Genomic DNA, 22,945 nt, shown 5'->3' on the forward strand with positions numbered 1-22,945 from the left:
TTAGTCCGCCACCAGCACGTCGGCCACGAAGTTCGGCTCACGCACGGCTTGTCCTGCGAACGGCGAGCCCTGCTCGAACCAGGAGCGCGGGGCCGGCGCGCCCCACAATGTCTGGCGACGGGGATCGCGCAATGACCAGCGCAGCGGCTCGTGGTCGTGATCGCCGGTGAAATAGTCGCTGGTGTAGAGCTCGAGCCGGTGTCCATCGGGGTCGCGGACGTAGAGGAAGAACGCATTCGAGATGCCGTGGCGGCCGGGGCCACGCTCGATGTTCTTGACGAAGCCCTGCGAGGCCATGACGTCGCAGAGATGGATGATGTTCATCGCCGTCGGCGTCCAGTACGCGAAGTGGTGCAGCCGCGGGCCCTTGCCGTTGGTGATGGCAAAATCGTGGACATTGCCCTTGCGATGCATCCAGGCCGCGGCGATGCGCCCGTTCGGTCCGTCCTCCTCGGCGTATTCGGTGAGGCGAAAGCCGAGCCGGGCATAGAATTCGACGGTGTCCTGCACTTCGGCGGCGAACACGTTGAAATGGTCGAGCCGCTGCGGATGGCAGCCCCTGTAGAGATCGTAGCGGCGCAGCAGGTGCGGCCGCCGGTCCATCGACGCATACAGCTCGATCTGGAAGCCGAAGGGGTCGGTGAACTGCAGCGTGCGGCCCTGGAAGGGCTGATCGACGAAGGCGTAGCCAAGGCCGTTCTCGGACAGGAACTTCGCGGCCTTGTCCAGATCCCCGTCGTTGCCAACTTTGAAACCGAGCCGGTTGCAGGCAGGCGCCGCCGCCTTGCGCAACACCAGCGAGTGATGCTGGTGCTCCTCGGCGGCGCGCAAGTAGACGACCTTGTCGTCGGCGTCCTCCACATGCAGGCCGACAACGCTTTCATAGAACTCGCGGCTGAGCTTCAGGTCGGTGACGTCCAGCACGGCGTGGCTGGAGCGGATGATGTTGAACGGCGGCTCGAAGATATGTTGCGGTACGGGCATTGCGTTTCCCCTCTCTAGACCCCGCCATTCCCCGTCCGCGCTCCGCGCGCCGAGGAACCGCGGGCGTTAGATTCCCAACTTCTGAATCTTGTGCGTGCCCCGCGCCAGCGAGACGTGCTTGGTTTCCATGTAGAAATCGAACGAGTAATCGCCGCCGTCGCGGCCGATGCCGGAGGCCTTCATGCCGCCAAACGGCGTTGGCAGATGCCGGACGTTTTCCGAGTTCAGCCAGATCATGCCGGCTTCCAGCGCATCCGCGACACGCAATGCGCGGCCAAGGTCGTTAGTCCAGACATAGCCGGTCAGGCCATAGCGGATGTCGTTGGCGATCTCGACGGCGTCGGCTTCGTCCTTGAAGGGCAGCACGGTCAGGAAGGGGCCGAACACCTCTTCCTGCGCCACGCGCATCTTGCCATGCGCGCCGGTCACCAGGGTCGGCTCGACATAATGTCCGCCGCCCGGGCCGTCATAGGCCTTGCCGCCGACGGCAATCGTCGCGCCGTCCTGGCGTGCGACGTCGAAATACGAGCACACCTTTGCCAGGTGACGCTCGTGGATCAGTGGCCCGATCTCGGTTACGGGATCGAGGGGATGGCCGACCTTCAGGGCTTTTACGCGCGCCGTGAGTTTCTCGGTGAACTTCTCGGCGATGCCGGCCTGGATCAGCAGGCGGCTCGACGACGTGCAGCGCTCGCCATTGAGCGAGTAGATCATGAACACGACGGCATCGAGCGCGCGGTCGAGATCGGCGTCGTCGAACACGATCACGGGGTTCTTGCCGCCGAGCTCGAAATGCACGCGCTTCAAGGTCGGCGCGCCCTGAACCATGATCGCCGAGCCGGTAGAGCTCTCGCCGACGAAGCCGATCGCCTTGATGGCGGGATGCTCGGTCAGCGCCTTGCCGGCCTCTTCCCCGAAACCGTGCACGGTGTTGAGCACGCCATCGGGCACGCCGGCTTCCTTGACGAGCTTTGCGAGGATAGCCGCCGTGATCGGCGACCATTCCGCCGGCTTGTGCACGACGGTGCAGCCGGCTGCGAGGGCAGGGGCGATCTTCCAGGTCGAGAGCATGAACGGTGTATTCCACGGCGTGATCACGCCGACCGGGCCGATCGGCACGCGCGTCGAGACGTTCCAATGCTCGTCGCTCGGCGTGTTCTGGCCGTCGCGCGCCTCGCCGCATCGATCGGCAAAGAAGCGGAAATTTTCGGCGGCGCGGATCGCGGCCTTGGCCATGAAGCGATAGGCCTGGCCGGTGTCGATGCATTCGAGCACCGCGATGTCTTCGGCATTGTCCTCGATGGCGTCGGCCACGCGATGCAGCAGCTTCTTCCGCATCGCCGGTGCCATGTCGCGCCAGGGCTTGAAGGCGAGGGCGGCAGCGGTGGCGGCGCGATCGACATCCGCGGCAATGCCGAGGGCGACGCTTGCGAGTGTCGCGCCGTCGATCGGCGATTTCGTCTCGAACGTCTCGCCTGAGATCGATGGCACGATCTTGCCGTCGATCATGTGCCCGATACCGTCGGCGCGCAGCGTCTTCAGCAGCGGTGCAACGCGGTCTCGGTTGGCCTGGAACACATCGGTTTTCGGCGTGGGCTTATCCATGGGCGGCCTCCGCTTTCAGGGCGTCGTGGATGTTGTTGCGCTTCCAGCTCGTGTCCTTGTCGTTGATCTGCATGTCGAACGAGAGGGCGAATTTCGAGCTTGCGAAGACGGGATCGAGATGCCGGGAGAGCGCCTGGAAGACATGCTCGCCGGCCGTCTTGCGGGTTGGCAGATCGCGGCCTTCGCCGATGCGCAGCACCATGTCGAGAAAGCCGTAGTCTTGCCGCGCGTCCGCGATGGCATAGTGCTCGCATCTGACGGCGCGGACGCGGATGCCGCCGAGCGGGAAGATGCCGGTCTCGACCGCCGCCTTGCGCACCACCTCGCACGCCGCGCCGATGTCGAGGCGGTCGTCGAGATTGGCCGAATATTCGATCGTGAAATGCGGCATCGCGGTTTCACTCCCTGTTTTCTTGTTCGTCTAAGCGAAGTAGCAGCTCACCGAGCCGTAGGCGCCATAATCGGCCTGGATTGTGTCGCCCTTGCGGGTCTCGATCGGACGGATGAAAGAGCCGGCGAGCACGATTTGTCCGGGCTCGAGTGCAAGGCCGAGCGGTGCGATCTTGTTGGCGAGCCAGGCAACGGCCGTGGCGGGATGATTGAGCACGCCGGCGGCAAGGCCGGTCTCTTCGAGCTGGCCGTTCTTGAAACACAACGCACCGATCCATCGCAGATCGGCGTCAAGCGGGCGGATCGGCCGTCCGCCGAGCACGATGCCGGCATTCGCCGCGTTATCGGCGATGGTATCGAAAATCTTTCGCGTCGCCTTGGTCTGGGGATCGACGCGCTCGATCCGCGTGTCCAGAATCTCCAGCGCCGGCACCACGAAGTCGGTGGCGTTGAGCACGTCGAACAGCGTGCAGTCGGGGCCTGCGAGGCGCTTGCTCATGACGAAGGCGAGCTCGGCTTCCACCCGCGTGGCGATGAAGCGCTCCGTCGGGACCAGGCCACCATCGGCGAAGAACATGTCGTCCAGCAACACGCCGGAATCCGGCTCGTTGATGCCGAGCGCGCTCTGCATCGCCTTCGAGGTCAGGCCGATCTTGTGTCCCCTGACGATGCGCCCCTCGGCAATCTTGATGTCGACCCAGGCCTTCTGAATCGCGTAGGCGTCAGCGATGCTGATGTCGGGAAAGTCCTGCGAGAGCTGCCGGATCTGCGTACGGGTCTTTTCCGCCTGGTGCAGACGGTTCGCGCAAGCTCGGATATCGTCGTTGGAAAGCGCCATTTGTGATCTTACAAATCGTGGTGCGGGAAGATACTTAACATGTTAAGTGAATGCGTCAATCGCAAATTGGCTTGCTGCACTGCAAACGTTTCGCGGCTTGAAGGGGCGTCATGGTGAAGAGACCGGCTGATCCTGCGAACGCAAGCGAGCCCGCCGTCCGGCAGGTGCCGATGCGCGACTTCTCGCGCTCGCTACCGATGTCGCTTCTGCGGGCGCGCGAAGCGGTGATGCGGCAATTCCGTCCATCGCTGCGCGAGCATGGCCTGACCGAGCAGCAATGGCGCATTCTGCGCGCGCTCGCGGCGATCGACACGGTCGAGGTCACGGAACTGGCGCGCACCGCGTTCCTGCTTGGACCAAGCCTGTCGCGCATCCTGCGTGATCTGGAGGCGCGCAACCTGATCGAGCGCAAGACCGCCAAGGCGGACCAGCGCCGCAGCATGGTCTCGATCTCGGAAAAGGGCGTGAAGCTGATGGCCTCCGTGGCGCCGTCCTCCGAAGCGATCTATGCGGAGATCACGCGACGCTTTGGCGCACGCAAGCTCGTCGAGTTGCAGGAGATGCTCGGCGAGCTCGAACAAAGTCTCGCAGGGCTCGGCGCGGGCGAGGAGGCAAGTGCCGAGGAGTGAAAGCAGATATGCGCAAGCGCGCGTCAACAATCATGGACATCGCCGCAGTTTTTCGCTCAAGTGCCGCTCAAGCCGATCACTGCAAAATCGGCGCCGAGGTAGAGGCAAACAGACCCTCATGGTCACCATCCAGGTTCAGAAGCTGATCGACTTCGTCACCGAGGTCTTCGCGCATGCGCAGTCGTCGCCCGACGAAGCCCGGCGCATCGCCACCTACCTGACCACGGCGAATCTGACCGGCCATGACAGCCACGGCGTGATCCGCGTCCCCGTCTATATTCGCTGGCAGAAGTCCGGCGCGGTCGTGCCCAACCAGAACGCCGAATTGGTGCTCGACACGCCTTCGCTCGCGGTGATCGACGGCAAGTTCGGCTACGGCCAGACCGTGACGCCGCAAGCGGTCCGGATCGGCATCGAGAAGTGCAGGAAGGCGGGACTTGCCGCAGTCGCGCTACGCAATGCGGGCCATATCGGCCGCGTCGGCGATTGGGCCGAAATGGCCGCCGCAGAAGGGCTGATCTCGGTGCATTTCGTCAATGCCGCGGGCTCGCTGCTGGTGGCGCCGTTCGGCGGCGTCGAGAAACGGCTCTCCACCGCGCCCTATTGCGTCGGCATTCCGCGCGAGGGCCAAGACCCGATCGTGCTGGACTTCGCAACCTCGGTCGTGGCCGAGGGCAAGGTGCTGGTCGCGAGCCGCGGCGGCAAGAAGCTGCCGAAGGGCGCGCTGGTCGATGCCGACGGCAGACTGAGCGAGGAGCCGGCCGTGCTCTACGGCCCCTACACGCCGGACGGGCCGCGCGACCACACCAAGGGAACGGGCGCGATCCGAGCGTTCGGCGAGCACAAGGGCTCGGGCCTTGCCTTCATGTGCGAGCTGCTCGGCGGGGCGTTGACCGGAACCGGGGCCACGTCCGGCGGTCGGCGCTTCGCCAACGGCATGCTGGCCTTCTACATCGATCCGAAAGTGGTCGATACCTCCCATGTCTTCGACGCAGAGGTGTCGCGCTTTGCGGACTTCATCCGTGCCACCAAGCCGGTGGCCGGGGTCGATCAGGTGCTGATTCCCGGCGATCCCGAGCGGAAAACCAGGGCTGAGCGGAGCCAGAACGGCGTCCCCTTGCCGGATGACACCTGGGCGGCAATAGTGAATACGGCCCGCGAGGTCGGCGTCAGCGAAGTGAGCATCCAGAGGGCGACCGCATAGGTCTTGCGTCATTGCGAGCGTAGCGCGGCGCGCCAGTTCGCGGTAACAGCGGGGCTGTGCTGTCGCGACGCTCGTCATGGTGACGAAGGTCCAAATAACGACGACTTAAACAATAGCGGTCCAAAACAAGAAGGAAGGCAACGTGGCGAACAAGGTCAAGGAAATCTGGAAGTCGGGCAAGGCCGTGGTCAACGCGTGGCTCGCGATTCCCTCCGGCTTCTCGGCCGAGATGATCGCGCAGTGCGGCTTCGACAGCGTCACCGTCGATATGCAGCACGGCGTGCAGGATTATCTGTCGATGGTGCAGTGCTTCCAGGCGATGGACAAGCATCCGATCACGCCGATGGTCCGCGTGCCCTGGAACGAGCCCGGCATCATCGGCAAGGTGCTCGATGGCGGTGCCTATGGCGTGATCTGCCCGATGGTCAACACCCCGCAGGAAGCCAGGAACCTCGTTTCCTATGCCAAGTACCCGCCAAAGGGCGTCCGCTCCAACGGCCCGATCCGCGCCGGCATGTACGGCACCGCGGGCTCCTACCAGAAGACGGCCAACGACGACATCGTGCTGCTGCCGATGATGGAGACCAAAACCGCGGTCGAGAACATGGAAGCGATCTTCGACGTCGAAGGCATCGACGGCGTCTATATCGGCCCGTCCGACCTCGGCTTCTCCTACGGCCTCGAACCGAAGCTCGATCGCACCGAGCCCGAAATCCTGGCGATCTACGAGAAGATCATCAAGGAGTGCGGCAAGCGCGGCCTCAACCCGGGTATCCATTGCAGCGGCGCCGAAGGTGCCGCGCGCGCCATCAACATGGGCTTCAAGCTGGTGACGCTCTCGAACGAGGTCGGCCTGATGACGACCTACGCCAAGATGCAGGTCAATGCCACGCGGAAGGATTCCGGCGGCAAGGCCTGAGAACTCGCGAATGGCGAATGGGGAGTAGCGAATGAGCTGCTCCCTTTTTCCATTCGCCCCTCGCTACTCACTATTCGCCTAAGGAGACTCCCATGACCATCAGCCCCGTCATTCGTCTGCATCCCGATGATGGCGTGCTGATCGCGCGCGCGAGTTTGCCGCCGGGAACGGTAGTCGCCGACGGCGTGACCACGGTCGAGCGCATTCCTTCCGGCCACAAGGTCGCGATCAAGCCGATCGCAGTCGGGGAGCCGGTGATCCGCTATGGCCAGATCATCGGCTTTGCGACGGTGCCGATCGCGCCGGGCCAGCACGTGCACGTGCAGAACTGCGGCATGGGCGATTTCGCCAAGGACTATGCCTATTGCGCCGACGTCAAGCCGACGCCGAATTTCGAGCTGCCGGCAAGCTTCGAAGGCATCCGCCGCCCGGACGGCCGCGTCGCCACGCGCAACTATATCGGCATCCTCACCTCGGTGAATTGCAGCGCGCATGTCGCAAGCCTCGTCGCCGACGTCTTCAAGAAGAATCCGTTCACCGGCGACAATCCACTGGCCGACTTCCCCAATGTCGACGGCGTGGTTGCGCTGACCCACAAGACCGGCTGCGGCATGACGCAGAACGAGCCGCTGGCGCTGCTCCGCCGCACGCTCGGTGGCTATGCGCGGCACGTGAACTTCTCCCACGTCATCGTGCTCGGCCTCGGCTGCGAGGTGAACCAGATCGGCGGCTTGATGGAGGAGCAGAAGCTCGCCGGCCGCCTGCGCGCGATGGACATCCAGGAGGTCGGCGGCACCCGCAAGACGGTGGAAGCCGGCATCGCCTTCGTGCGCGAGGCGCTTGCGGAGTCCAACAAGGTCAGGCGCGAGTCCGTTCCGGTGAGCGAATTGACCGTGGCGCTGCAATGCGGCGGTTCGGATGGCTATTCCGGTGTCTCCGCCAATCCGGCGCTGGGTGCGGCCAGCGATCTCATCGTGCGTCACGGCGGCACCGTGATCCTGTCGGAGACGCCGGAGACCTATGGCGCCGAGCATCTGCTCACGCGCCGCGCCGTCAGCCGCGAAGTCGGCGAGAAGCTGGTCGATCTCATGCGCTGGTGGGACGAATACACGACGCGCGAAGGCGCCGAGATGAACGCCAATCCGAGCCCGGGCAACAAGGCCGGCGGTCTCACCACCATTTTGGAGAAGTCGCTCGGCGCGATGGCGAAGGCCGGCACCACCAATCTCGTCGAGGTGCTGCGCTACGCCGAACCCATCACCAAGAAGGGTTTCGTCTTCATGGACACGCCCGGCTACGATCCCGTTGCCGCGACCGGGCAGGTCGCCGGCGGCGCCAATCTGGTCTGCTTCACCACGGGCCGCGGCAGCGTGTTCGGCTGCAAGCCGGCGCCCTCGATCAAGCTCGCGACCAACACGCCCATGTACAAGCGCATGGAAGAGGACATGGACGTCAATTGCGGCACCATCCTCGAAGGCGAGGAGAGCGTCCAGCAGTGCGGCCAGCGCATTTTCGATCTCATCCTCAAGACCGCGTCCGGACAGCCGACCAAGAGCGAGAGTTTTGATTTCGGCGGCGCCGAGTTCGCGCCCTGGGTGCTGGGCGCGACGATGTAGTTCCTCGTTTCGCGTCGGCGGCAACAACACGCTGCAAGCGACGCTCCTAAGTAATGATACGGAGCCGTCAAGTGAACACGGGGGTTCCCGCGGTCACACCTGATTAACATCTTCTGCCGTAATCCCTTGGGAGGATGCGACCTCCACTCATGTGGGGAGTTCGCCCTTCGTGAGGATTCGTCAACGATGACGCGTGTGATACGGCCGACCGGCGTGGAACATCTCCTCGGTGAGGAGGAGCTGATCGTGTCGAAGACCGATCTCAAGGGCCGCATCACCTACGCCAACGATGTCTTCATCCGCATGGCGAAGTACTCCTGGCAGGAGCTGATGGGCGCCCCCCATAGCCTGATCCGCCACCCCGAGATGCCACGCTCCGTCTTCAAGCTGTTGTGGGACACGCTTCAGTCCAGGCAGGAGATCTTCGCCTACGTCGTCAACCTCGCGAGGGACGGCAGTCATTACTGGGTGTTCGCCCACGTCACGCCGACATTCGACGAGCGTGGCAATATCGTCGGCTATCACTCCAACCGTCGCAGACCCGATCCGGCGCAGATCGAGCGTATCAAGCCGATATACAAGGCGCTGTGCGCGGAAGAGGCGCGGCATGCCAATGCCAAGGACGGCATGCATGCGAGCTTCGAGGCGATGGTCGGGCTGCTCAAGCAACAGGGTGTCGGTTACGATGAATTTGTGCTCTCTCTCTAAGGCGCAGGGAGCGACCGCGCTCGCATCCGTTCTCGCCGTCGTGGCGTTCGCGCTCTCGCTGGCCGGTGCGACTGGAATTTCCGGCGCGGCTTTGCCTGGCGTTACGGTCGTGCTGCTTGGGTACGCCGTCTGGTGCCAGCACCGCACGGCGGTGGCCGTCGACGAGGTGGCAGACGTGTGCCGCAAGGCCGCACGTGGCGATCTCGAGGCGCGCATTCTCAGCAACCGCCAGGCCGGGCGGATCGGCGCCATTCAGAAGTCGGTCAACGACATGCTCGACATCACCGACGCCTATTTGCGGGAAGCTTCGGCGTCGATGGACTATGCGAGCCGCGGCAAATATTTCCGCAAGATCCTCGCGCGCGGATTACCCGGCTCGTTCCGCCGTTCGGCCACCGTCATCAATTCCGGCACCGACAGCCTCGGCCGTCGCGTGGTCGAGATCGCGGACCTCGCAAAGCAGTTCGGCACGCATCTCGACCAGGTCGCCGGCACTCTCATGGGCGCGGCGACCGATCTCGAATCCGACGCCGGCCAGATGGCGGCGGCGGCCGAGAAGACCAGCCGGCAGACCTCCGGCGTGCTCAGTGCGTCCGACCAGGCCTCGCGCAACGTCGCCACCGTCGCCGGCGCCGCGGAGCAACTCGCATCGTCGATCGCCGAGATCGGCCGCCAGGTGGCCGGCTCGACCACGAGCACGGGGCGGGCGGTGAACGAAGCCAATCGTGCCGGCAGCGAGATCCGCACGCTTGCGGACGCGGCGATGCGGATCGGCGACGTGGTCAAGCTGATCAGCGCGATCGCCGAGCAGACCAACCTCCTGGCGCTCAACGCCACCATCGAGGCCGCGCGGGCAGGCGAGGCCGGCCGCGGCTTCGCCGTGGTCGCATCCGAGGTCAAGAGCCTCGCCAACCAGACCGCGAAGGCGACCGAGGAGATCAGCGCCAAGGTCGGCGAGATGCAGCAATCGACCACCAATTCGGTCGCAGCCGTCGAGGCGATCGCGCAGACCATTACCGAGATCAACGCCATCACCGCCTCGATCGCGACCTCGATCGAGCAGCAGGGGCTCGCCACCCGGGAGATCGCCCGCAACGTCCAGGAAGCCTCGGCCGGCACCGCGCAAATGTCCTCCAACGTCACCGGCATCAGCGAAGCCGCCGCCGACACCGGCCGTGTGGCGAGCCGCGTCAACAGCGCCTCCGAACGCGTCCATGGCGAGGTCGAGACGCTCCGGCGCGAGGTGACGCAGTTTTTGCAGCGGCTGACGTCAGCGGCGTAACGTTGCCCACATGAGGTCGTCATGCCCGGGCAGAAGCGCGAAGCGCGTCTTCGCGCTAGACGTCCCGGGCATCCACGTTCTTGGGGGCAGTGAAAGAAGGTCGTTGATGGCCGGGACAAGCCCGGCCATGACGCTGCGATTGCCCCGGGGAGAGCGGGGATACTTCCTAGGCACCCTTTGCCCGTTGTTAGTGCTTGATCGAGGTCACCAGCGGTGTTCTGCTCAAAAAAGCTGCTGGAGTACCGCACCCCGTGTCGATCTACGTCGCATTACACCACGTCACGCACTACAAATACGACCGCCCGATCGATCTCGGCCCGCAGACCATCCGTCTGCGGCCGGCGCCGCATACCCGCACGCCGATCCTGAGCTATTCGCTCAAGGTCAGTCCGGCCAATCATTTCGTGAACTGGCAGCAGGATCCGCTGGGCAATTGGATCGCGCGTTACGTCTTCCCGGAGAAGACGACCGAGCTCAAGATCGAGGTCGATTTCACGGCGCAGATGACCACGGTCAATCCGTTCGACTTCTTCGTCGAACCCTATGCCGACAGCTTTCCGTTCGAATATACGCAGGATCTTAAGACCGAACTCGCGCCTTATCTCGAGACCGTCAAGCCCGATCGGCTGTTCGCGAAATATCTCGACACGATCCCGCACGAAGCCCCGAACACCGTCAACTTCCTGGTCGATCTCAACAGGGAGCTGCAGAAAAGGATCGGCTACGTCATCCGCATGGAGGCGGGCGTGCAGACGCCGGAGGAGACGCTCTCCTCCGCGGCCGGCTCGTGCCGCGACTCCGCCTGGCTTCTGATCCAGACCTTCCGGCACCTCGGTCTCGCCGCCCGTTTCGTCTCGGGCTATCTGATCCAGGTCCGTCCCGACATCGATCCGATCGAGGGGCCGCCGGAGGTCGAGAACGATTTCACTGATCTGCACGCCTGGGCCGAGGTCTACCTGCCGGGCGCGGGCTGGATCGGCTTCGACGCGACCTCGGGCATGCTTGCGGGCGAGGGCCACATCCCGGTCGCCGCGACACCGCACTACCGCTCGGCCGCGCCGATCTCCGGCGGCGCGGGCTTTGCCGAGGTCGAATTCGCCTTCGACATGAGCGTCAAGCGCATTCGCGAGGCGCCGCGCATCACAAAACCATTCTCGGACGAATCCTGGATACGGCTCAACGATCTCGGCGAGCAGGTCGACGGCGATCTTGCGGCGCAGGACGTGCGTCTGACCATGGGCGGCGAGCCGACCTTCGTCTCCGTCGATGATCTCGAAGGCGCCGAGTGGAACACGGACGCGGTCGGTCCGACCAAGCGCGGGCTCGCCGACGATCTGATCCGCCGCCTGCGCGCGCGTTTCGGACCCGGGGGCCTGCTGCACTTCGGTCAGGGCAAATGGTATCCCGGCGAAAGCCTGCCGCGCTGGGCCTTTGGCCTGTACTGGCGCAAGGACGGCGTGCCGATCTGGAAGAATGCCGACCTCATCGCCAGCATCGAAAATCCGCGGCCGGCGCAGGCCAAGGACGTCCAGGCGTTCGTGGAGGGCGCGGCGCTGCGGCTTGGTCTCGATCCCGGCTACATCATGCCGGCCTATGAGGACACCGCGTACTGGCTGCAGAAGGAATCCGAGCTTCCCGTCAACGTCGATCCATCCGATTCCAAATTGTCCGATCCGGAGGCCCGCGCGCGGATGGCGCGAGTGTTCGAGCAGGGGCTCAACAATCCTCGCGGCTTCGTGCTGCCGGTGCAGCGCTGGAATGCGGCGCCACGCTGGCGCAGCGAGCGCTGGCAGCTCCGGCGCAGTCATCTTTTCCTGATGCCGGGGGATTCCCCGCTGGGCTTGCGCCTGCCGCTGGACTCGCTCGGCTATGTCCCGCCCGATCAATACCCCTACATCGTCGAGCGAGATCCGATGGAGGCCCGCGGCAAGCTGCCCGTGTTCAGCCTTCCAGCGCGTCCGGACTCGCCGGAGCGGCTCGAGCCCGAAGAGCTCAACACCTCCGTCCCGGTTCGCACCGCGATGTCGGTCGAGGTCCGCGACGGCGTGCTCTGTGCTTTCATGCCGCCGGTCGAGCAGATCGAGGATTATCTCGAGATGATCGCGGCGCTCGAAGCGACGGCCGAGGAGATGCAGCTCCAGGTCCATGTCGAGGGTTATCCGCCGCCGTTCGATCCGCGTGTCGACGTCATCAAGGTGACGCCCGATCCCGGCGTGATCGAGGTCAACGTCCAGCCGGCAAAGAACTGGCGCGAGGCGGTCGATATCACCGTCGGGCTCTATGAAGATGCGGGCAAGACACGCCTCGGCGCCAACCGCTTCCTCGTCGACGGCCGCCACACCGGCACCGGCGGCGGCAATCACGTCGTGGTCGGCGGCTCGAGTCCGCAGGACTCGCCGTTCCTGCGCCGGCCTGATCTGTTGAAGAGCCTGGTGCTGCACTGGCAGCGGCATCCGGCGCTGTCCTATTTCTTCTCCGGCCTGTTCATCGGCCCGACCAGTCAGGCACCGCGCATCGACGAAGCCCGCCACGACAGCATTTACGAGCTCGAGGTTGCGCTCACGCACGTGCCGCCGCCGGGCGTTCAGGCGCCGCTGTGGCTGGTGGATCGCTTGTTCCGGCATCTCCTCGTCGACATCACCGGCAACACCCATCGCGCCGAGATCTGCATCGACAAGCTCTATTCACCGGACGGCACGACCGGCCGCCTTGGCCTGGTCGAATTCCGCGCGCTCGAAATGCCGCCGGATCCGCGCATGTCGCTGGCGCAGCAGCTGCTGATCCGCGCGCTGATCGCAAAATTCTGGCGCGAGCCGCAACAAGGCAAGTTCGTGCGCTGGGGCACCGCGCTGCATGATCGCTTCATGCTGCCGCACTTCATCTGGGAGGATTTCCTCGAAGTGCTCACCGAGTTGAAGCAGTCCGGCTATCCGTTCGAGCCTGAATGGTATCTGGCCCAGCTCGAATTCCGCTTCCCCGCTTTCGGCCGTATCCATCATGGCGGCGTGACGCTGGAGCTGCGGCAGGCGCTGGAGCCCTGGCACGTGCTCGGCGAGGAGGGATCGGCCGGCGGCACCGTGCGCTATGTCGACTCGTCGGTCGAGCGGCTCCAGGTCAAGGCGGAGGGGTTCGTCGAGGGCCGCCATATCGTCACCTGCAACGGCCGCCGCCTGCCGATGACCGCCACCGGCCGCTCCGGCGAAGCCGTGGCCGGCGTCCGCTTCAAGGCCTGGCAGCCGGCCTCCGGTCTGCATCCGACCATTCCCGTTCACGCGCCCCTGACCTTCGATCTTATTGACACCTGGAACGGCCGCTCGCTCGGCGGCTGCGTCTATCACGTCGCCCATCCCGGCGGCCGCAGCTACGACACCAAGCCGGTCAACACCTACGAGGCCGAGGCGCGGCGGCTGGCGCGCTTCCAGGACCACGGCCATACGCCGGGCCCGATGCAGCCGCCGCCCGAGGAACGCACAAATGAGTTTCCGCTGACCCTCGACTTGCGGACCCCGCTCCTGCAATGAGTATGATGCGGGGGCAGGGAGAGGCGCATGGCCGAGGGCGCAGCCGAAGAGAACGACAAGGCGGGTAAGGCGCAAGGTCAACGCAATGGCCAGCGCGAAGGCCAGCGCCGTTTCGCGCAATGGGTCCGCGACTACAGGCGCCTGCCCGGCATCCCCGACGAGTTTCTCGGCCCGGACGGCAAGCCCCGCGCGGTCTGGAGCCGCTTCTTCGATGCCTTCGGCGCGCTCGCGCCCGACGAGGTCGAGCGGCGGTTCGGCATGGCCGACCGTCATCTCCGCGAGGCCGGCGTCACCTATCGCGCGCCCGGCGAGAGCGCCGACCGGCCCTGGTCGATCAGCCATCTGCCGCTGCTGATCGACGAGGCCGACTGGAAGCAGCTGTCCGATGGCATCACCCAGCGCGCCGAGCTGCTCGAGCTCGTGCTGCGCGACATCTATGGCGAGGGCCGCCTCGTCGCCGAAGGCGCGCTGCCGGCGGCCGCGATCGCGGGCAGCCCCGAATATCTCCGCCCCGTCTGCGGCGTGCCGCCGCCGGGCGGGCGCTATCTCTCGCTCTATGCCGCCGATGTCGGCCGCGGGCCCGACGGCCGCTGGTGGGTGCTCGGCGACCGCACGCAGGCGCCGTCGGGCGCGGGCTATGCGCTGGAGAACCGCCTGGTGCTCTCGCGCGCCTTCTCGGATCTCTACAAGTCGATGAACGTGCCGCGCGTCGCGCCGTTCTTCGAGGCGTTTCGCGACAGTCTTCGGGCGCGCGCCGACCGCGACGAGCCGCGGATCGGCGTGCTCACGCCGGGCAGCTTCAGCGAGACCTATTTCGAGCACGCGACGCTGGCGCGCTATCTCGGCTTCCTGCTGGTCGAGGGCGACGATCTCGCCGTCAGCGACAACCATATCCACATCCGCACGGTTGCGGGCCTCAAGCGGCTCGACGTGCTGCTGCGCCGTGTCGATTCCAATTCGCTCGACCCGCTCGAGCTCGAAGCCTCCTCGCGGCTTGGCGTCCCCGGGCTGATCGACGTGCTGCGCAAGGACGGCGTCGTCGTCGCCAACATGCCGGGCTCGGGCGTGCTGGAGGCGCGCGCGATGCTCGGCTTCCTGCCGGCGCTGAGCCGCCGCCTGCTCGGTGAAGAGTTGAAGATGCCGCACATCGCGACCTGGTGGTGCGGCCAGCGCTCGGCGCGCGACGAGGTGCTGTCGCGGCTCGACGAGGTCGCGATCGAAGGCGCCTATCGGCGCGGCGTTCCCGGTTTCGACAGCAACGGTCCGGTGCTCGCGAGCGAGCTCGATGCCGCCGGCCGCCGGCGCCTGAGCAACGCGATCGCTGCGCGCGGCATGGACTATGTCGGCCAGGAGGTGGTTCGGCTCTCGACCATGCCGGTATGGGAGCAGGGGCAGATCACGTCCCGTCCCTTCGTGCTGCGCGTGTTCGCAGCCGCGACGCCGGACGGCTGGGCCATCATGCCCGGCGGCTTCTGCCGGATCGCCGAGCAGCCGGATGCGCGCGCGGTGTCGATGGGCGACGGCGCGCGTTCCGCCGACGTCTGGGTGGTCTCGGACAAGCAGGTCTCGACCGCGACGCTGCTGCCTGCGGTCGACAAGGTGCGCATCCGTCGTATCGCCGGAGTGCTGCCGAGTCGCGCCGCCGACAATCTGTTCTGGCTCGGCCGCTATCTCGAACGCGCCGAGGCGACGCTGCGGCTGGTGCGGGCGCTGGGCTCGCCGAGCGGGCCCAACAAGGGCACCGCGGCCTCGCTGCAATCGGCGGAGCGTATCCAGCGCCTGCTGGTGACCTGGGGCGCGATCTCACAGACCTCGCGCGCGGCGCCCGGCCGCATCGTTGCCGAGGCGCTGCAAAGCCCGGAGCGTTTCGGCTCGGCACTGTCGCTGGTCCGCGCGGCCCAGCGCACGGCGACCTCCTTGCGCGAGCGGCTGTCGCCCGATGCCTGGCAAGTCATCACCGAGATGGTCGAGCGGCTGGCCGTCGAGGTCGAGGACGACGACAGCGTGCTGAGCGCGGCCGAGCTGACGTTGCAGGAGCTCGCGAGCTTTGCCGGCCTTGCGCATGAGAACATGAACCGCGCCGCCGGCTGGCGCTTCCTCGATATCGGCCGCCGCACCGAGCGCGCCATCAACACCACGCGCTTTGCCCGGCAGTTCGCCTATGACGAAGCCGGCGACGAGGATCTCGATATCCTGCTGACGCTGGTGGATTGCCAGATCACCTACCGCTCGCGTTATCTGCTGGCGCCGATCCTTGCGCCGGTGCGCGATCTCGCCGTGCTCGACAGTTACAATCCGCGTTCGGTGGCGTTCCAGGTGACGGCGCTGAACGAGCATATCGCCGCGCTGCCAAGCCTGAAGGAGCACGGCCTGATCGAGAAGCCGCAGCGGCTTGCGGTCGCGCTGCAAGCGATGCTCGCGACCGCGGAGGCCGAGAGGATCGAGGTCAAGACGCTGTTCGCACTGGAGCAGGATCTGCTCAGCCTCGCCGAGGCAGTCGGGCAGCACTACTTCCCGCACGGCCCCAATGCCAGCCGGCCGGAAAAGCTGACGGGGCTGGCGTGATCTACGACATCCGTCACGTCACCACCTACGAATATGAGAGCCCGGTCAGCTTCGCCCGCTGCACGCTGCGGCTGGAGCCGAGGAGCGGCCATGGCCAGGAGCTGATCTCGCATAAGGTCGAGATTCGTCCGCGCCCCGCGGAGCGTAGCGTCCGGCGCGATTTCTTCGGCACCCTGACCGAGAGTGTCGTGATCGAGGCCGCGCATCGCACCCTGCGCATCGATTCCCGCTCTCGCGTGAAGGTGTCGCGCCAGCCGCCGGCGCGCGACGCTGCCAGTCCGGGCTGGGAGAGCATTCGCGACATCGCCTTCGAGGCGACGAGCCTCGGGCCGTCCTCGCCGGTCGGCTATGTCTTTGCGAGCCCGCTGGTGCCGGTGCTGGGACCGGTCAGCGCCTATGCCGCGGAAAGCTTCGCGGCCGGCGCGGGCATCCTCGCCGGGGCGGTCGATCTGATGCATCGCATCCGCACCGAATTTCGCTACGATCCCAAGGCGACGGTGATCTCGACGCCGCTCGACGAGGTCTTCGTCAAGCGCCATGGCGTCTGTCAGGATTTTGCCCATGTGATGATTGCGGGCTTGCGCGGGCTGGGACTGCCCGCGGCCTATGTCAGCGGATATTTGCGCACCATTCCGCCGGCGGGCCAGCCGCGCCTGCAGGGCGCCGATGCCACCCATGCCTGGGTGTCGCTGTGGTGCGGGGAGGAGCTTGGCTGGGTCGATTTCGATCCGACCAACGACCTTATGGTCGCTGGCGACCATATCGTGCTCGCGGTCGGCCGCGACTTTTCCGACGTTTCGCCGGTCGACGGCATCATTGTCGGCTCGCCGAAGCAGAAGCTCGACGTCGCCGTCGACGTGCTGCTGGTGGAATGATTGCGGCTTTGCCGCTACGGAGCCGTCGGCGCCATGGATGTACTGAGTTGTAACCGCAATCTTATGTTGCGTGGCACAACAGCAATATATTTCCGTGTTGTCGTCCCAGGATTTGGTCAGTCGGCCCAAGATGGGCTATGCTGGCGCTTGCGTCGAGGACGAGAATGAGACGTCGGTAGTTGGCGTGGGACACCACCGACAGACGGGGCTGCATCCATGATCACGTTACCGAGACTGGCGGCTGAATCCCTTGAGAAGACGCTAGGTTCGTTCATGCGCCGCAGGTACGGCGATTCTCCGGCAAACATCGTCGAGAGCGCGACCCGTACCGCTATGGAATGCATCGGAAACAGCGACGCGCTCTATCATAATGTCGAACATACGATGCTGGTCACGCTCGCGGGTCATTCCATCCTGAGCGGCCGGTATCTTCATATTCATCTCTCGGCCGAGGATTACGTCCACGTCCTGATCGCCTGCCTTGCGCACGATATTGGCTATGTCCGTGGCTTGTTCGAGGAAGATGACGAGGACGGTTTTGTGGTCGATGCGGCAGGCAGCAAGGTCTCGCTGCCCCGCGGCTCATCAGATGCCAGTCTGATGATGTATCACGTCGACCGTTCCAAGCTCTACGTCATGCGCCGGCTGCAGCATATTCCCGGACTTGATCCAGAGCGGATCGCGCGCGCCATCGAGGGCACCCGCTTCCCGGCCCGCGAGGGCCAGGAATACGACGACGACGCCTCGATCCTGCGCGCCGCCGATTTCATCGGCCAGCTCGGCGACCCCAACTATCTGCGCAAGGCTAACGCGCTCTATTACGAATTCGAAGAAGTCGGCATGAACCGCCAGCTCGGCTACGATTCGCCGGCCGACATCGTGAACCGCTATCCGCAGTTCTATTGGAATAGCGTCGCACCGCACATTCAAACCGAGATCGGCTACCTCAACAAGACCGAGATCGGTCGGCAGTGGATCGCCAACCTCTACAGCAACGTGTTCCGCGCCGAGCGTGACATCACGTTGTCCGGGCCGCAAAAATAGCTCCGCTTTGTAATGCAACAAAAAACAGTCGCCACCGATATCCTCGATATCGCCTATCGCGAATACGGCGCGCCGGACGGCTGGCCCTGCATCATGGGCCACGGCTTTCCCTACGACGTGAACGCCTATGCCGAGTCCGCGCCGATCATTGCGCAAGCGGGCGCGCGGGTGCTGGTGCCCTGGCTGCGCGGCTACGGGCCGACGCGGTTTCGCTCCGCTGCGACGTTGCGCTCCGGCGAGCAGGCGGCGCTTGGCGCCGATCTCCTGGCCTTCATGGATGCGCTTGGAATCTCGCACGCGGTGGTCGGCGGTTACGACTGGGGCGGGCGCGCGGCCTGCGTGGTCTCGGTTCTGCATCCGGAGCGCGTAATCGGCCTCGTCTCGGGCAATTCCTACAACATCCAGAACATCGCGTGTTCGATGGAGCCGGCTTCGCCAACCGAGGAGGCGGCGCTCTGGTATCAATATCTCTTCCACAACGAACGCGGCCGCCGCGCGCTGGAGCGCAACCGGCGCGGTTTTGCGCGCCAGCTCTGGTCGATGTGGTCGCCGACATGGGCCTTCGACGACGCGACGTTCGAGACCAGCGCCATGTCGTTCGACAATCCTGATTTCGTCGATGTTGTGATCCACTCCTATCGACATCGTTACGCGCTGGTCGCCGGCGATCCCGCCTATGCCGCGATCGAGGCGAAGCTCGCCGCCCAGCCGCCGGTTCGGGTGCCGACCATCGCGATCGACGGTGACAGCGACGGGGTCAATTCCGGCACCGCTCACCACGCAGGCAAATTCGAGGGCTTTTTCGAGCGGCGCGTCTTTGCAGGGGCCGGCCACAATTTGCCGCAGGAGCGGCCGGCCGAATGGGCCCAGGCCGTGCTCGATGTACGGAAAGCGGCCTCATAGCGCCGGATTTCTCGTCCCGCTGTCTTGCCGCTCTCACAGCTTCCAATTTTTCCTGATCCCGGGAACCTTTTCCGATCGCAGCCGTCCAAGCTGTGGGCCGCCTTCTGTATGCGGTTCGTTGCAGGGGAGTTTTAGATGAAGACGCAAACGCGCAGGCTGGAACGTGTCGCGGTCGCGCAGGCGCCGAGCGAGCGGCCTGAGAGGGCGGAGGTCGAGCACGCGATCCGGACCATGATCCGCTGGGCCGGTGATGACCCCGCGCGCGACGGTCTGCGCGATACGCCGGACCGGGTCGCGCGCGCCTTCGAGGAGTATTTCTCCGGCTATGCGCAGGATCCGACCGAAATCCTGCAAAAGACCTTTGAGGAGATCGAAGGCTATGACGAGATGATCGTTCTGCGCGGTGTTCGCTTCGAAAGCCATTGCGAGCACCACATGGCACCGATCGTCGGCCGCGCCTGGGTCGCTTATATCCCGCAAGGGCGCGTCGTGGGCATCTCCAAGCTCGCGCGTCTCGTCGACATCTACGCCAAGCGGCTTCAGATCCAGGAGAAGATGACCGCGCAGATCGCCAATACGATCAACGATGTGCTGAGGCCCGAAGGCGTCGGGGTCATCATCAAGGCAACGCATCACTGCATGACCACGCGCGGCGCACACAAGCCCGGGACAGATCTCGTCACCAGCCGCATGCTCGGCGTGTTCCGCGACAACGCGTTGACGCGCCAGGAGCTGCTGGGGCTGGCCAATTCGGACGATTGATCCGCGACGGCTCAAGGAGGCAACGCCATGACCGAGGACAAGAAGCCAAGCGGACCCGACTTGAGTCGAGGCGTGACGCTCGCCGCGTTCAAGGACAGCAAATTGCTCGGCCATGTCGGCGAGGAAGACGTCCTGCTGGTGCAGGCCGGCAGCGAGATCTTTGCGATCGAGCCGACCTGCAGCCACTATCACGGACCGCTTGCGGAAGGACTGGTGGTTGGCGACACCATCCGCTGTCCCTGGCATCATGCCTGCTTCTCCTTGCGGTCAGGCGAGGCGACCCGTCCGCCGGCGCTGAATGCGCTGGCGGTGTGGGAGGTCTCGCGCGATCAGGACAAGATCGTCGTTCAGCGCAAGCGCGAGATGCCGAAGCCTCCGGCGCCTCACCGGACGGCGCCAACGCCGGAAAAATTCGTCATCATCGGCGGCGGCGCGGCGGGTTTCGCGGCGGCGCTGACGCTCCGTCGCGAGGGCTTTGCCGGCGCCATCACCATGCTCAGCAATGACAGCGCGATGCCGGTGGACCGGCCCAACCTTTCCAAGGATTACCTCGCGGGCAACGCGCCGGAGGATTGGCTGCCGCTGCGGGGCGAGGACTATTATCGGGACGCCGGCATCGATCTCAGGCTCAACACGAATGTCGCCGCGATCGAGGCGAAGACGCGCAGCGTGACGCTGGGCAACGGCGACAGGCTGCCGTTCGACCGGCTGCTGCTCGCGACCGGCGCCGAGCCGGTCAGATTGCAGATTCCGGGGGCCGACCAGCCTCATGTCCACACCCTGCGCTCCGTCGCCGACAGCCGCGCCATCATTAAGGCGGCCGGCAGCGCCAAGCGTGCGCTGGTGATCGGCGCCAGCTTCATCGGCCTGGAAGTTGCGGCCTCCTTGCGGGCACGCAAGATCGAGGTGCACGTGGTCGCACCGGACGAACGGCCGATGCAGAGGGTGCTCGGTCCCGAGATGGGCGACTTCGTGCGCGCGCTGCATGAGGAGAATGGCGTCAACTTCCACCTCGAGGACACCGTGGAGAAGCTGGACGGCACGCGCGCGACGTTGAAAAGCGGCGGCGTGATCGAGGCCGACCTGGTCGTGGTCGGTATCGGCGTCAAGCCGCGCCTCGCGCTCGCCGAGCAGGCAGGGCTTGCGGCCGACCGGGGCGTCAGCGTGAGCGAATATCTGGAGACCAGCATAGCCGGTATCTTTGCGGCCGGGGACATCGCGCGCTGGCCCGATCCGCATTCGCGGCAAACTATCCGCGTCGAGCACTGGGTGGTGGCGGAGCGGCAGGGCCAGACCGCGGCCCGCAACATGCTCGGCAAGCGCGAGCGCTTCGAGGCCGTGCCGTTCTTCTGGTCGCAGCACTATGACGTGCCGATCAACTATGTCGGCCACGCCGATAGTTTTGACGATATCGCAATCGACGGCAGCATTTCCGGCAAGGACTGCCTGCTGAAGTATCGCAAGGGCGGCCGTGTCCTTGCGATTGCTTCAATTTATCGGGATCTCGACAACCTCAAGGCCGAGCTGGAGATGGAGCGGACGCGCGGCTGAGGCGCCGCATCCGATCTTGATTGGCGTCAATGTTGCTGCCCGCGGCGGCGGCTGTGCACCGGCTGATCAGCAACTCGACGCAAGACCGCCTTGTGGAACTCCGCTGATCTGACGTGCTGGCAAGAGCAGCACGCCGCGCCTTCCGAGTCGTGGCGATCATCACCGGGGAGAAACCATGAAAGCCGCTTTGGTCCTGGCTGCAGCCTTGGCTGCCTGCCTGTCCACGCCTGTCTCCGCGCAAAAATCCTACGGTCCGGGCGTCAGCGACACCGAGATCAAGATCGGCAACACCATGCCCTATAGCGGCCCCGCATCGCCGCTCGGCATCACCGGCAGGGTGATCTCGGCCTATTTCGACGAGGTCAACGAGAAGGGCGGGATCAACGGCCGCAGGCTCAATCTCCTGTCGCTCGACGACGCCTTCTCGCCGCCGAAGACCATGGAAGCGGCGCGCCGGCTGGTCGAGGGCGATGGCGTCGCCTTCATCTTCGCGACCATGGGCACCGCGCCGAGCTCGGCGATTGCGAAATATCTCAACAGCAACAAGGTGCCGCAGCTGTTTCTGATCAGCTCGGCCTCGAAGTGGAACGACCCGGCCAACATGCCCTGGTCGATGGCGCTGCCGTGGGCGCCGAACTACACCAGCGAGGCGGCCATCGACGTCGCCTATGCCCGCGCCAAGAACCCGAATGCGCGCTTCGCGGTGCTCTATCAGAACGACGACGCCGGCAAGGAATATCTGCGCGGCGTCAAGGAAGCGCTTGGCGCCGACGCCGACAAGGCGATCGCGATGGCGTCGAGCTTCGAGGTCGCCGACCCCACCGTCGATTCCCAGGTGCTGACGCTCGCCAACACCAAGGCCGACGTGTTCATGATCTATTCGGTGACGCCGCGTGCCTGCGCCCAGGCGATCCGGAAAGCGCATGAGGTCGGTTGGCAGGCGACGCGCTTCCTCGCCTCGGGCTGCGCCAACAAGGCCACCGTGATGGTGCCGGCCGGCCTCGATGCGGGCAAGGGCGTGCTCTCGCTCGGCTCGCTCAAGCCGTTCGTCGAGGCGCCAAAGGACGATCCGGCGATGACGGCCTATATCGACTTCATGAAGAAGCGCCTGCCCAATGCCGACGTCAACAACGTCGCGGGTCTCTACGGCTACACCGTCGCCGAGGCATTGGTGGTCTTGCTGAAGCAGTGCAAGGACAATCTGACGCGCGAGAACATCATGGCGCAGGCGGCCAATTTGAAGAACGTGCCGCTGTCGCTGCTGATGCCCGGCATCACGCTCAACACCACGCCGCAGGATTTCCGCCCGATCAAGGACGGCTATATGCTTCAGTTCAACGGCAACGACTGGATCGTCGCGAGCGAGCTGTTGCGCGGCACGTGAGGGACTGCGAAACGAGCGGCTGCAGAGACGGTCCACCCTCTCCCCTTGTGGGAGAGGGTGGATCGCCGCGTAGCGGCGAAACAGGTGAGGGGTCTCGCTCCGCGTGTGCCACTCTCACGAGAAGAATTTGCCGACAGAAACCCCTCATCCGGCGCTTCGCGCCAC

General features: G+C 65.2%; 18 protein-coding genes. 14 read left to right on the plus strand and 4 right to left on the minus strand.

Translation table 11 applies throughout. The annotated features are described in order from the left end of the window. The 4 genes from hpaD to hpaH form a co-directional block, all read right to left on the minus strand. Window positions 1-984, minus strand: a complete 984-nt coding sequence (gene hpaD, locus IVB47_RS31530; protein ID WP_027568982.1) for a 3,4-dihydroxyphenylacetate 2,3-dioxygenase — start codon at window positions 982-984, stop codon at window positions 1-3. Window positions 985-1,050: 66 nt separating this feature from the next. Beyond that, complete coding sequence (gene hpaE / locus IVB47_RS31535) at window positions 1,051-2,589, minus strand: 5-carboxymethyl-2-hydroxymuconate semialdehyde dehydrogenase (protein WP_247467336.1); 1,539 nt, start codon at window positions 2,587-2,589, stop codon at window positions 1,051-1,053. Continuing rightward, on the minus strand, window positions 2,582-2,980 hold the full coding sequence (locus tag IVB47_RS31540) for a 5-carboxymethyl-2-hydroxymuconate Delta-isomerase (protein WP_247359939.1): 399 nt from the start codon (window positions 2,978-2,980) through the stop codon (window positions 2,582-2,584). Before IVB47_RS31540 ends, hpaE begins: the two co-directional genes overlap by 8 nt. A 30-nt stretch (window positions 2,981-3,010) precedes the next feature. Beyond that, window positions 3,011-3,817: a 2-oxo-hept-4-ene-1,7-dioate hydratase gene (hpaH, locus tag IVB47_RS31545; RefSeq protein ID WP_247467339.1), complete on the minus strand. Its 807-nt coding sequence runs from the start codon at window positions 3,815-3,817 to the stop codon at window positions 3,011-3,013. A 110-nt stretch (window positions 3,818-3,927) separates the two neighbouring features. Here hpaH and hpaR point away from each other — a divergent pair, with 110 nt between their 5' ends. The 14 genes from hpaR to IVB47_RS31615 all read left to right on the plus strand — a co-directional run bounded on the left by hpaR (window position 3,928) and on the right by IVB47_RS31615 (window position 22,780). Then, on the plus strand, window positions 3,928-4,446 hold the full coding sequence (gene hpaR, locus IVB47_RS31550; protein WP_027568986.1) for a homoprotocatechuate degradation operon regulator HpaR: 519 nt from the start codon (window positions 3,928-3,930) through the stop codon (window positions 4,444-4,446). Between the two features lie 118 nt (window positions 4,447-4,564). Continuing rightward, window positions 4,565-5,650: a malate/lactate/ureidoglycolate dehydrogenase gene (locus tag IVB47_RS31555; protein WP_247467343.1), complete on the plus strand. Its 1,086-nt coding sequence runs from the start codon at window positions 4,565-4,567 to the stop codon at window positions 5,648-5,650. 142 nt (window positions 5,651-5,792) lie between these two features. Next, window positions 5,793-6,569, plus strand: coding sequence for an aldolase/citrate lyase family protein (locus tag IVB47_RS31560; RefSeq protein WP_018456947.1), 777 nt, complete (start codon window positions 5,793-5,795; stop codon window positions 6,567-6,569). Window positions 6,570-6,661: 92 nt separating this feature from the next. Continuing rightward, window positions 6,662-8,185 (plus strand): altronate dehydratase family protein, encoded by a 1,524-nt coding sequence (locus tag IVB47_RS31565; RefSeq protein WP_247467346.1) that lies wholly within the window; start codon window positions 6,662-6,664, stop codon window positions 8,183-8,185. 186 nt (window positions 8,186-8,371) lie between these two features. Continuing rightward, a complete protein-coding gene (locus IVB47_RS31570) occupies window positions 8,372-8,893 on the plus strand; it encodes a PAS domain-containing protein (RefSeq protein ID WP_247467349.1) in 522 nt (173 codons plus the stop codon). Continuing rightward, on the plus strand, window positions 8,871-10,175 hold the full coding sequence (locus tag IVB47_RS31575) for a methyl-accepting chemotaxis protein (RefSeq protein ID WP_247467353.1): 1,305 nt from the start codon (window positions 8,871-8,873) through the stop codon (window positions 10,173-10,175). The genes IVB47_RS31570 and IVB47_RS31575 overlap by 23 nt, the downstream gene beginning before the upstream one ends. Window positions 10,176-10,426: 251 nt before the next feature. Beyond that, window positions 10,427-13,696, plus strand: a complete 3,270-nt coding sequence (locus IVB47_RS31580) for a transglutaminase family protein (RefSeq protein WP_247467357.1) — start codon at window positions 10,427-10,429, stop codon at window positions 13,694-13,696. A 27-nt stretch (window positions 13,697-13,723) separates the two neighbouring features. Next, window positions 13,724-16,261, plus strand: coding sequence for a circularly permuted type 2 ATP-grasp protein (locus IVB47_RS31585; RefSeq protein ID WP_247467360.1), 2,538 nt, complete (start codon window positions 13,724-13,726; stop codon window positions 16,259-16,261). Further along, on the plus strand, window positions 16,258-17,136 hold the full coding sequence (locus tag IVB47_RS31590; protein WP_247467361.1) for a transglutaminase family protein: 879 nt from the start codon (window positions 16,258-16,260) through the stop codon (window positions 17,134-17,136). The genes IVB47_RS31585 and IVB47_RS31590 overlap by 4 nt, the downstream gene beginning before the upstream one ends. Before the next feature lie 216 nt (window positions 17,137-17,352). Further along, window positions 17,353-18,180, plus strand: coding sequence for a metal-dependent phosphohydrolase (locus IVB47_RS31595; protein ID WP_027568994.1), 828 nt, complete (start codon window positions 17,353-17,355; stop codon window positions 18,178-18,180). A gap of 12 nt (window positions 18,181-18,192) precedes the next feature. Then, window positions 18,193-19,083 (plus strand): alpha/beta hydrolase, encoded by an 891-nt coding sequence (locus IVB47_RS31600; RefSeq protein ID WP_247467363.1) that lies wholly within the window; start codon window positions 18,193-18,195, stop codon window positions 19,081-19,083. Between the two features lie 135 nt (window positions 19,084-19,218). Beyond that, window positions 19,219-19,845, plus strand: a complete 627-nt coding sequence (folE, locus tag IVB47_RS31605) for a GTP cyclohydrolase I FolE (RefSeq protein WP_247467365.1) — start codon at window positions 19,219-19,221, stop codon at window positions 19,843-19,845. 27 nt (window positions 19,846-19,872) lie between these two features. Further along, entirely contained in the window at window positions 19,873-21,396 is a 1,524-nt protein-coding gene (locus IVB47_RS31610; RefSeq protein ID WP_247467367.1) for an FAD-dependent oxidoreductase, read from the plus strand. Window positions 21,397-21,571: 175 nt separating this feature from the next. Further along, the gene (locus tag IVB47_RS31615; protein WP_247467370.1) at window positions 21,572-22,780 is read left to right on the plus strand and encodes an ABC transporter substrate-binding protein; all 1,209 of its coding nucleotides are present in this window, start codon (window positions 21,572-21,574) and stop codon (window positions 22,778-22,780) included. Window positions 22,781-22,945 lie beyond the last annotated feature (165 nt).

The organism is Bradyrhizobium sp. 62 (genome assembly GCF_023073035.1).
GTDB lineage: Bacteria > Pseudomonadota > Alphaproteobacteria > Rhizobiales > Xanthobacteraceae > Bradyrhizobium.

Bases quoted from the DNA above. Each gene is read 5' to 3' on its own strand.
- IVB47_RS31600 (WP_247467363.1), top strand. From the start codon at position 18,193: ATGCAACAAAAAACAGTCGCCACCGATATCCTCGATATCGCCTATCGC.
- hpaE (WP_247467336.1), bottom strand. From the start codon at position 2,589: ATGGATAAGCCCACGCCGAAAACCGATGTGTTCCAGGCCAACCGAGAC.
- hpaD (WP_027568982.1), bottom strand. From the start codon at position 984: ATGCCCGTACCGCAACATATCTTCGAGCCGCCGTTCAACATCATCCGC.
- IVB47_RS31555 (WP_247467343.1), top strand. From the start codon at position 4,565: ATGGTCACCATCCAGGTTCAGAAGCTGATCGACTTCGTCACCGAGGTC.
- IVB47_RS31540 (WP_247359939.1), bottom strand. From the start codon at position 2,980: ATGCCGCATTTCACGATCGAATATTCGGCCAATCTCGACGACCGCCTC.
- IVB47_RS31575 (WP_247467353.1), top strand. From the start codon at position 8,871: ATGAATTTGTGCTCTCTCTCTAAGGCGCAGGGAGCGACCGCGCTCGCA.
- folE (WP_247467365.1), top strand. From the start codon at position 19,219: ATGAAGACGCAAACGCGCAGGCTGGAACGTGTCGCGGTCGCGCAGGCG.
- IVB47_RS31585 (WP_247467360.1), top strand. From the start codon at position 13,724: ATGGCCGAGGGCGCAGCCGAAGAGAACGACAAGGCGGGTAAGGCGCAA.
- IVB47_RS31595 (WP_027568994.1), top strand. From the start codon at position 17,353: ATGATCACGTTACCGAGACTGGCGGCTGAATCCCTTGAGAAGACGCTA.
- IVB47_RS31570 (WP_247467349.1), top strand. From the start codon at position 8,372: ATGACGCGTGTGATACGGCCGACCGGCGTGGAACATCTCCTCGGTGAG.
- hpaR (WP_027568986.1), top strand. From the start codon at position 3,928: ATGGTGAAGAGACCGGCTGATCCTGCGAACGCAAGCGAGCCCGCCGTC.
- IVB47_RS31615 (WP_247467370.1), top strand. From the start codon at position 21,572: ATGAAAGCCGCTTTGGTCCTGGCTGCAGCCTTGGCTGCCTGCCTGTCC.
- IVB47_RS31610 (WP_247467367.1), top strand. From the start codon at position 19,873: ATGACCGAGGACAAGAAGCCAAGCGGACCCGACTTGAGTCGAGGCGTG.
- IVB47_RS31565 (WP_247467346.1), top strand. From the start codon at position 6,662: ATGACCATCAGCCCCGTCATTCGTCTGCATCCCGATGATGGCGTGCTG.
- hpaH (WP_247467339.1), bottom strand. From the start codon at position 3,817: ATGGCGCTTTCCAACGACGATATCCGAGCTTGCGCGAACCGTCTGCAC.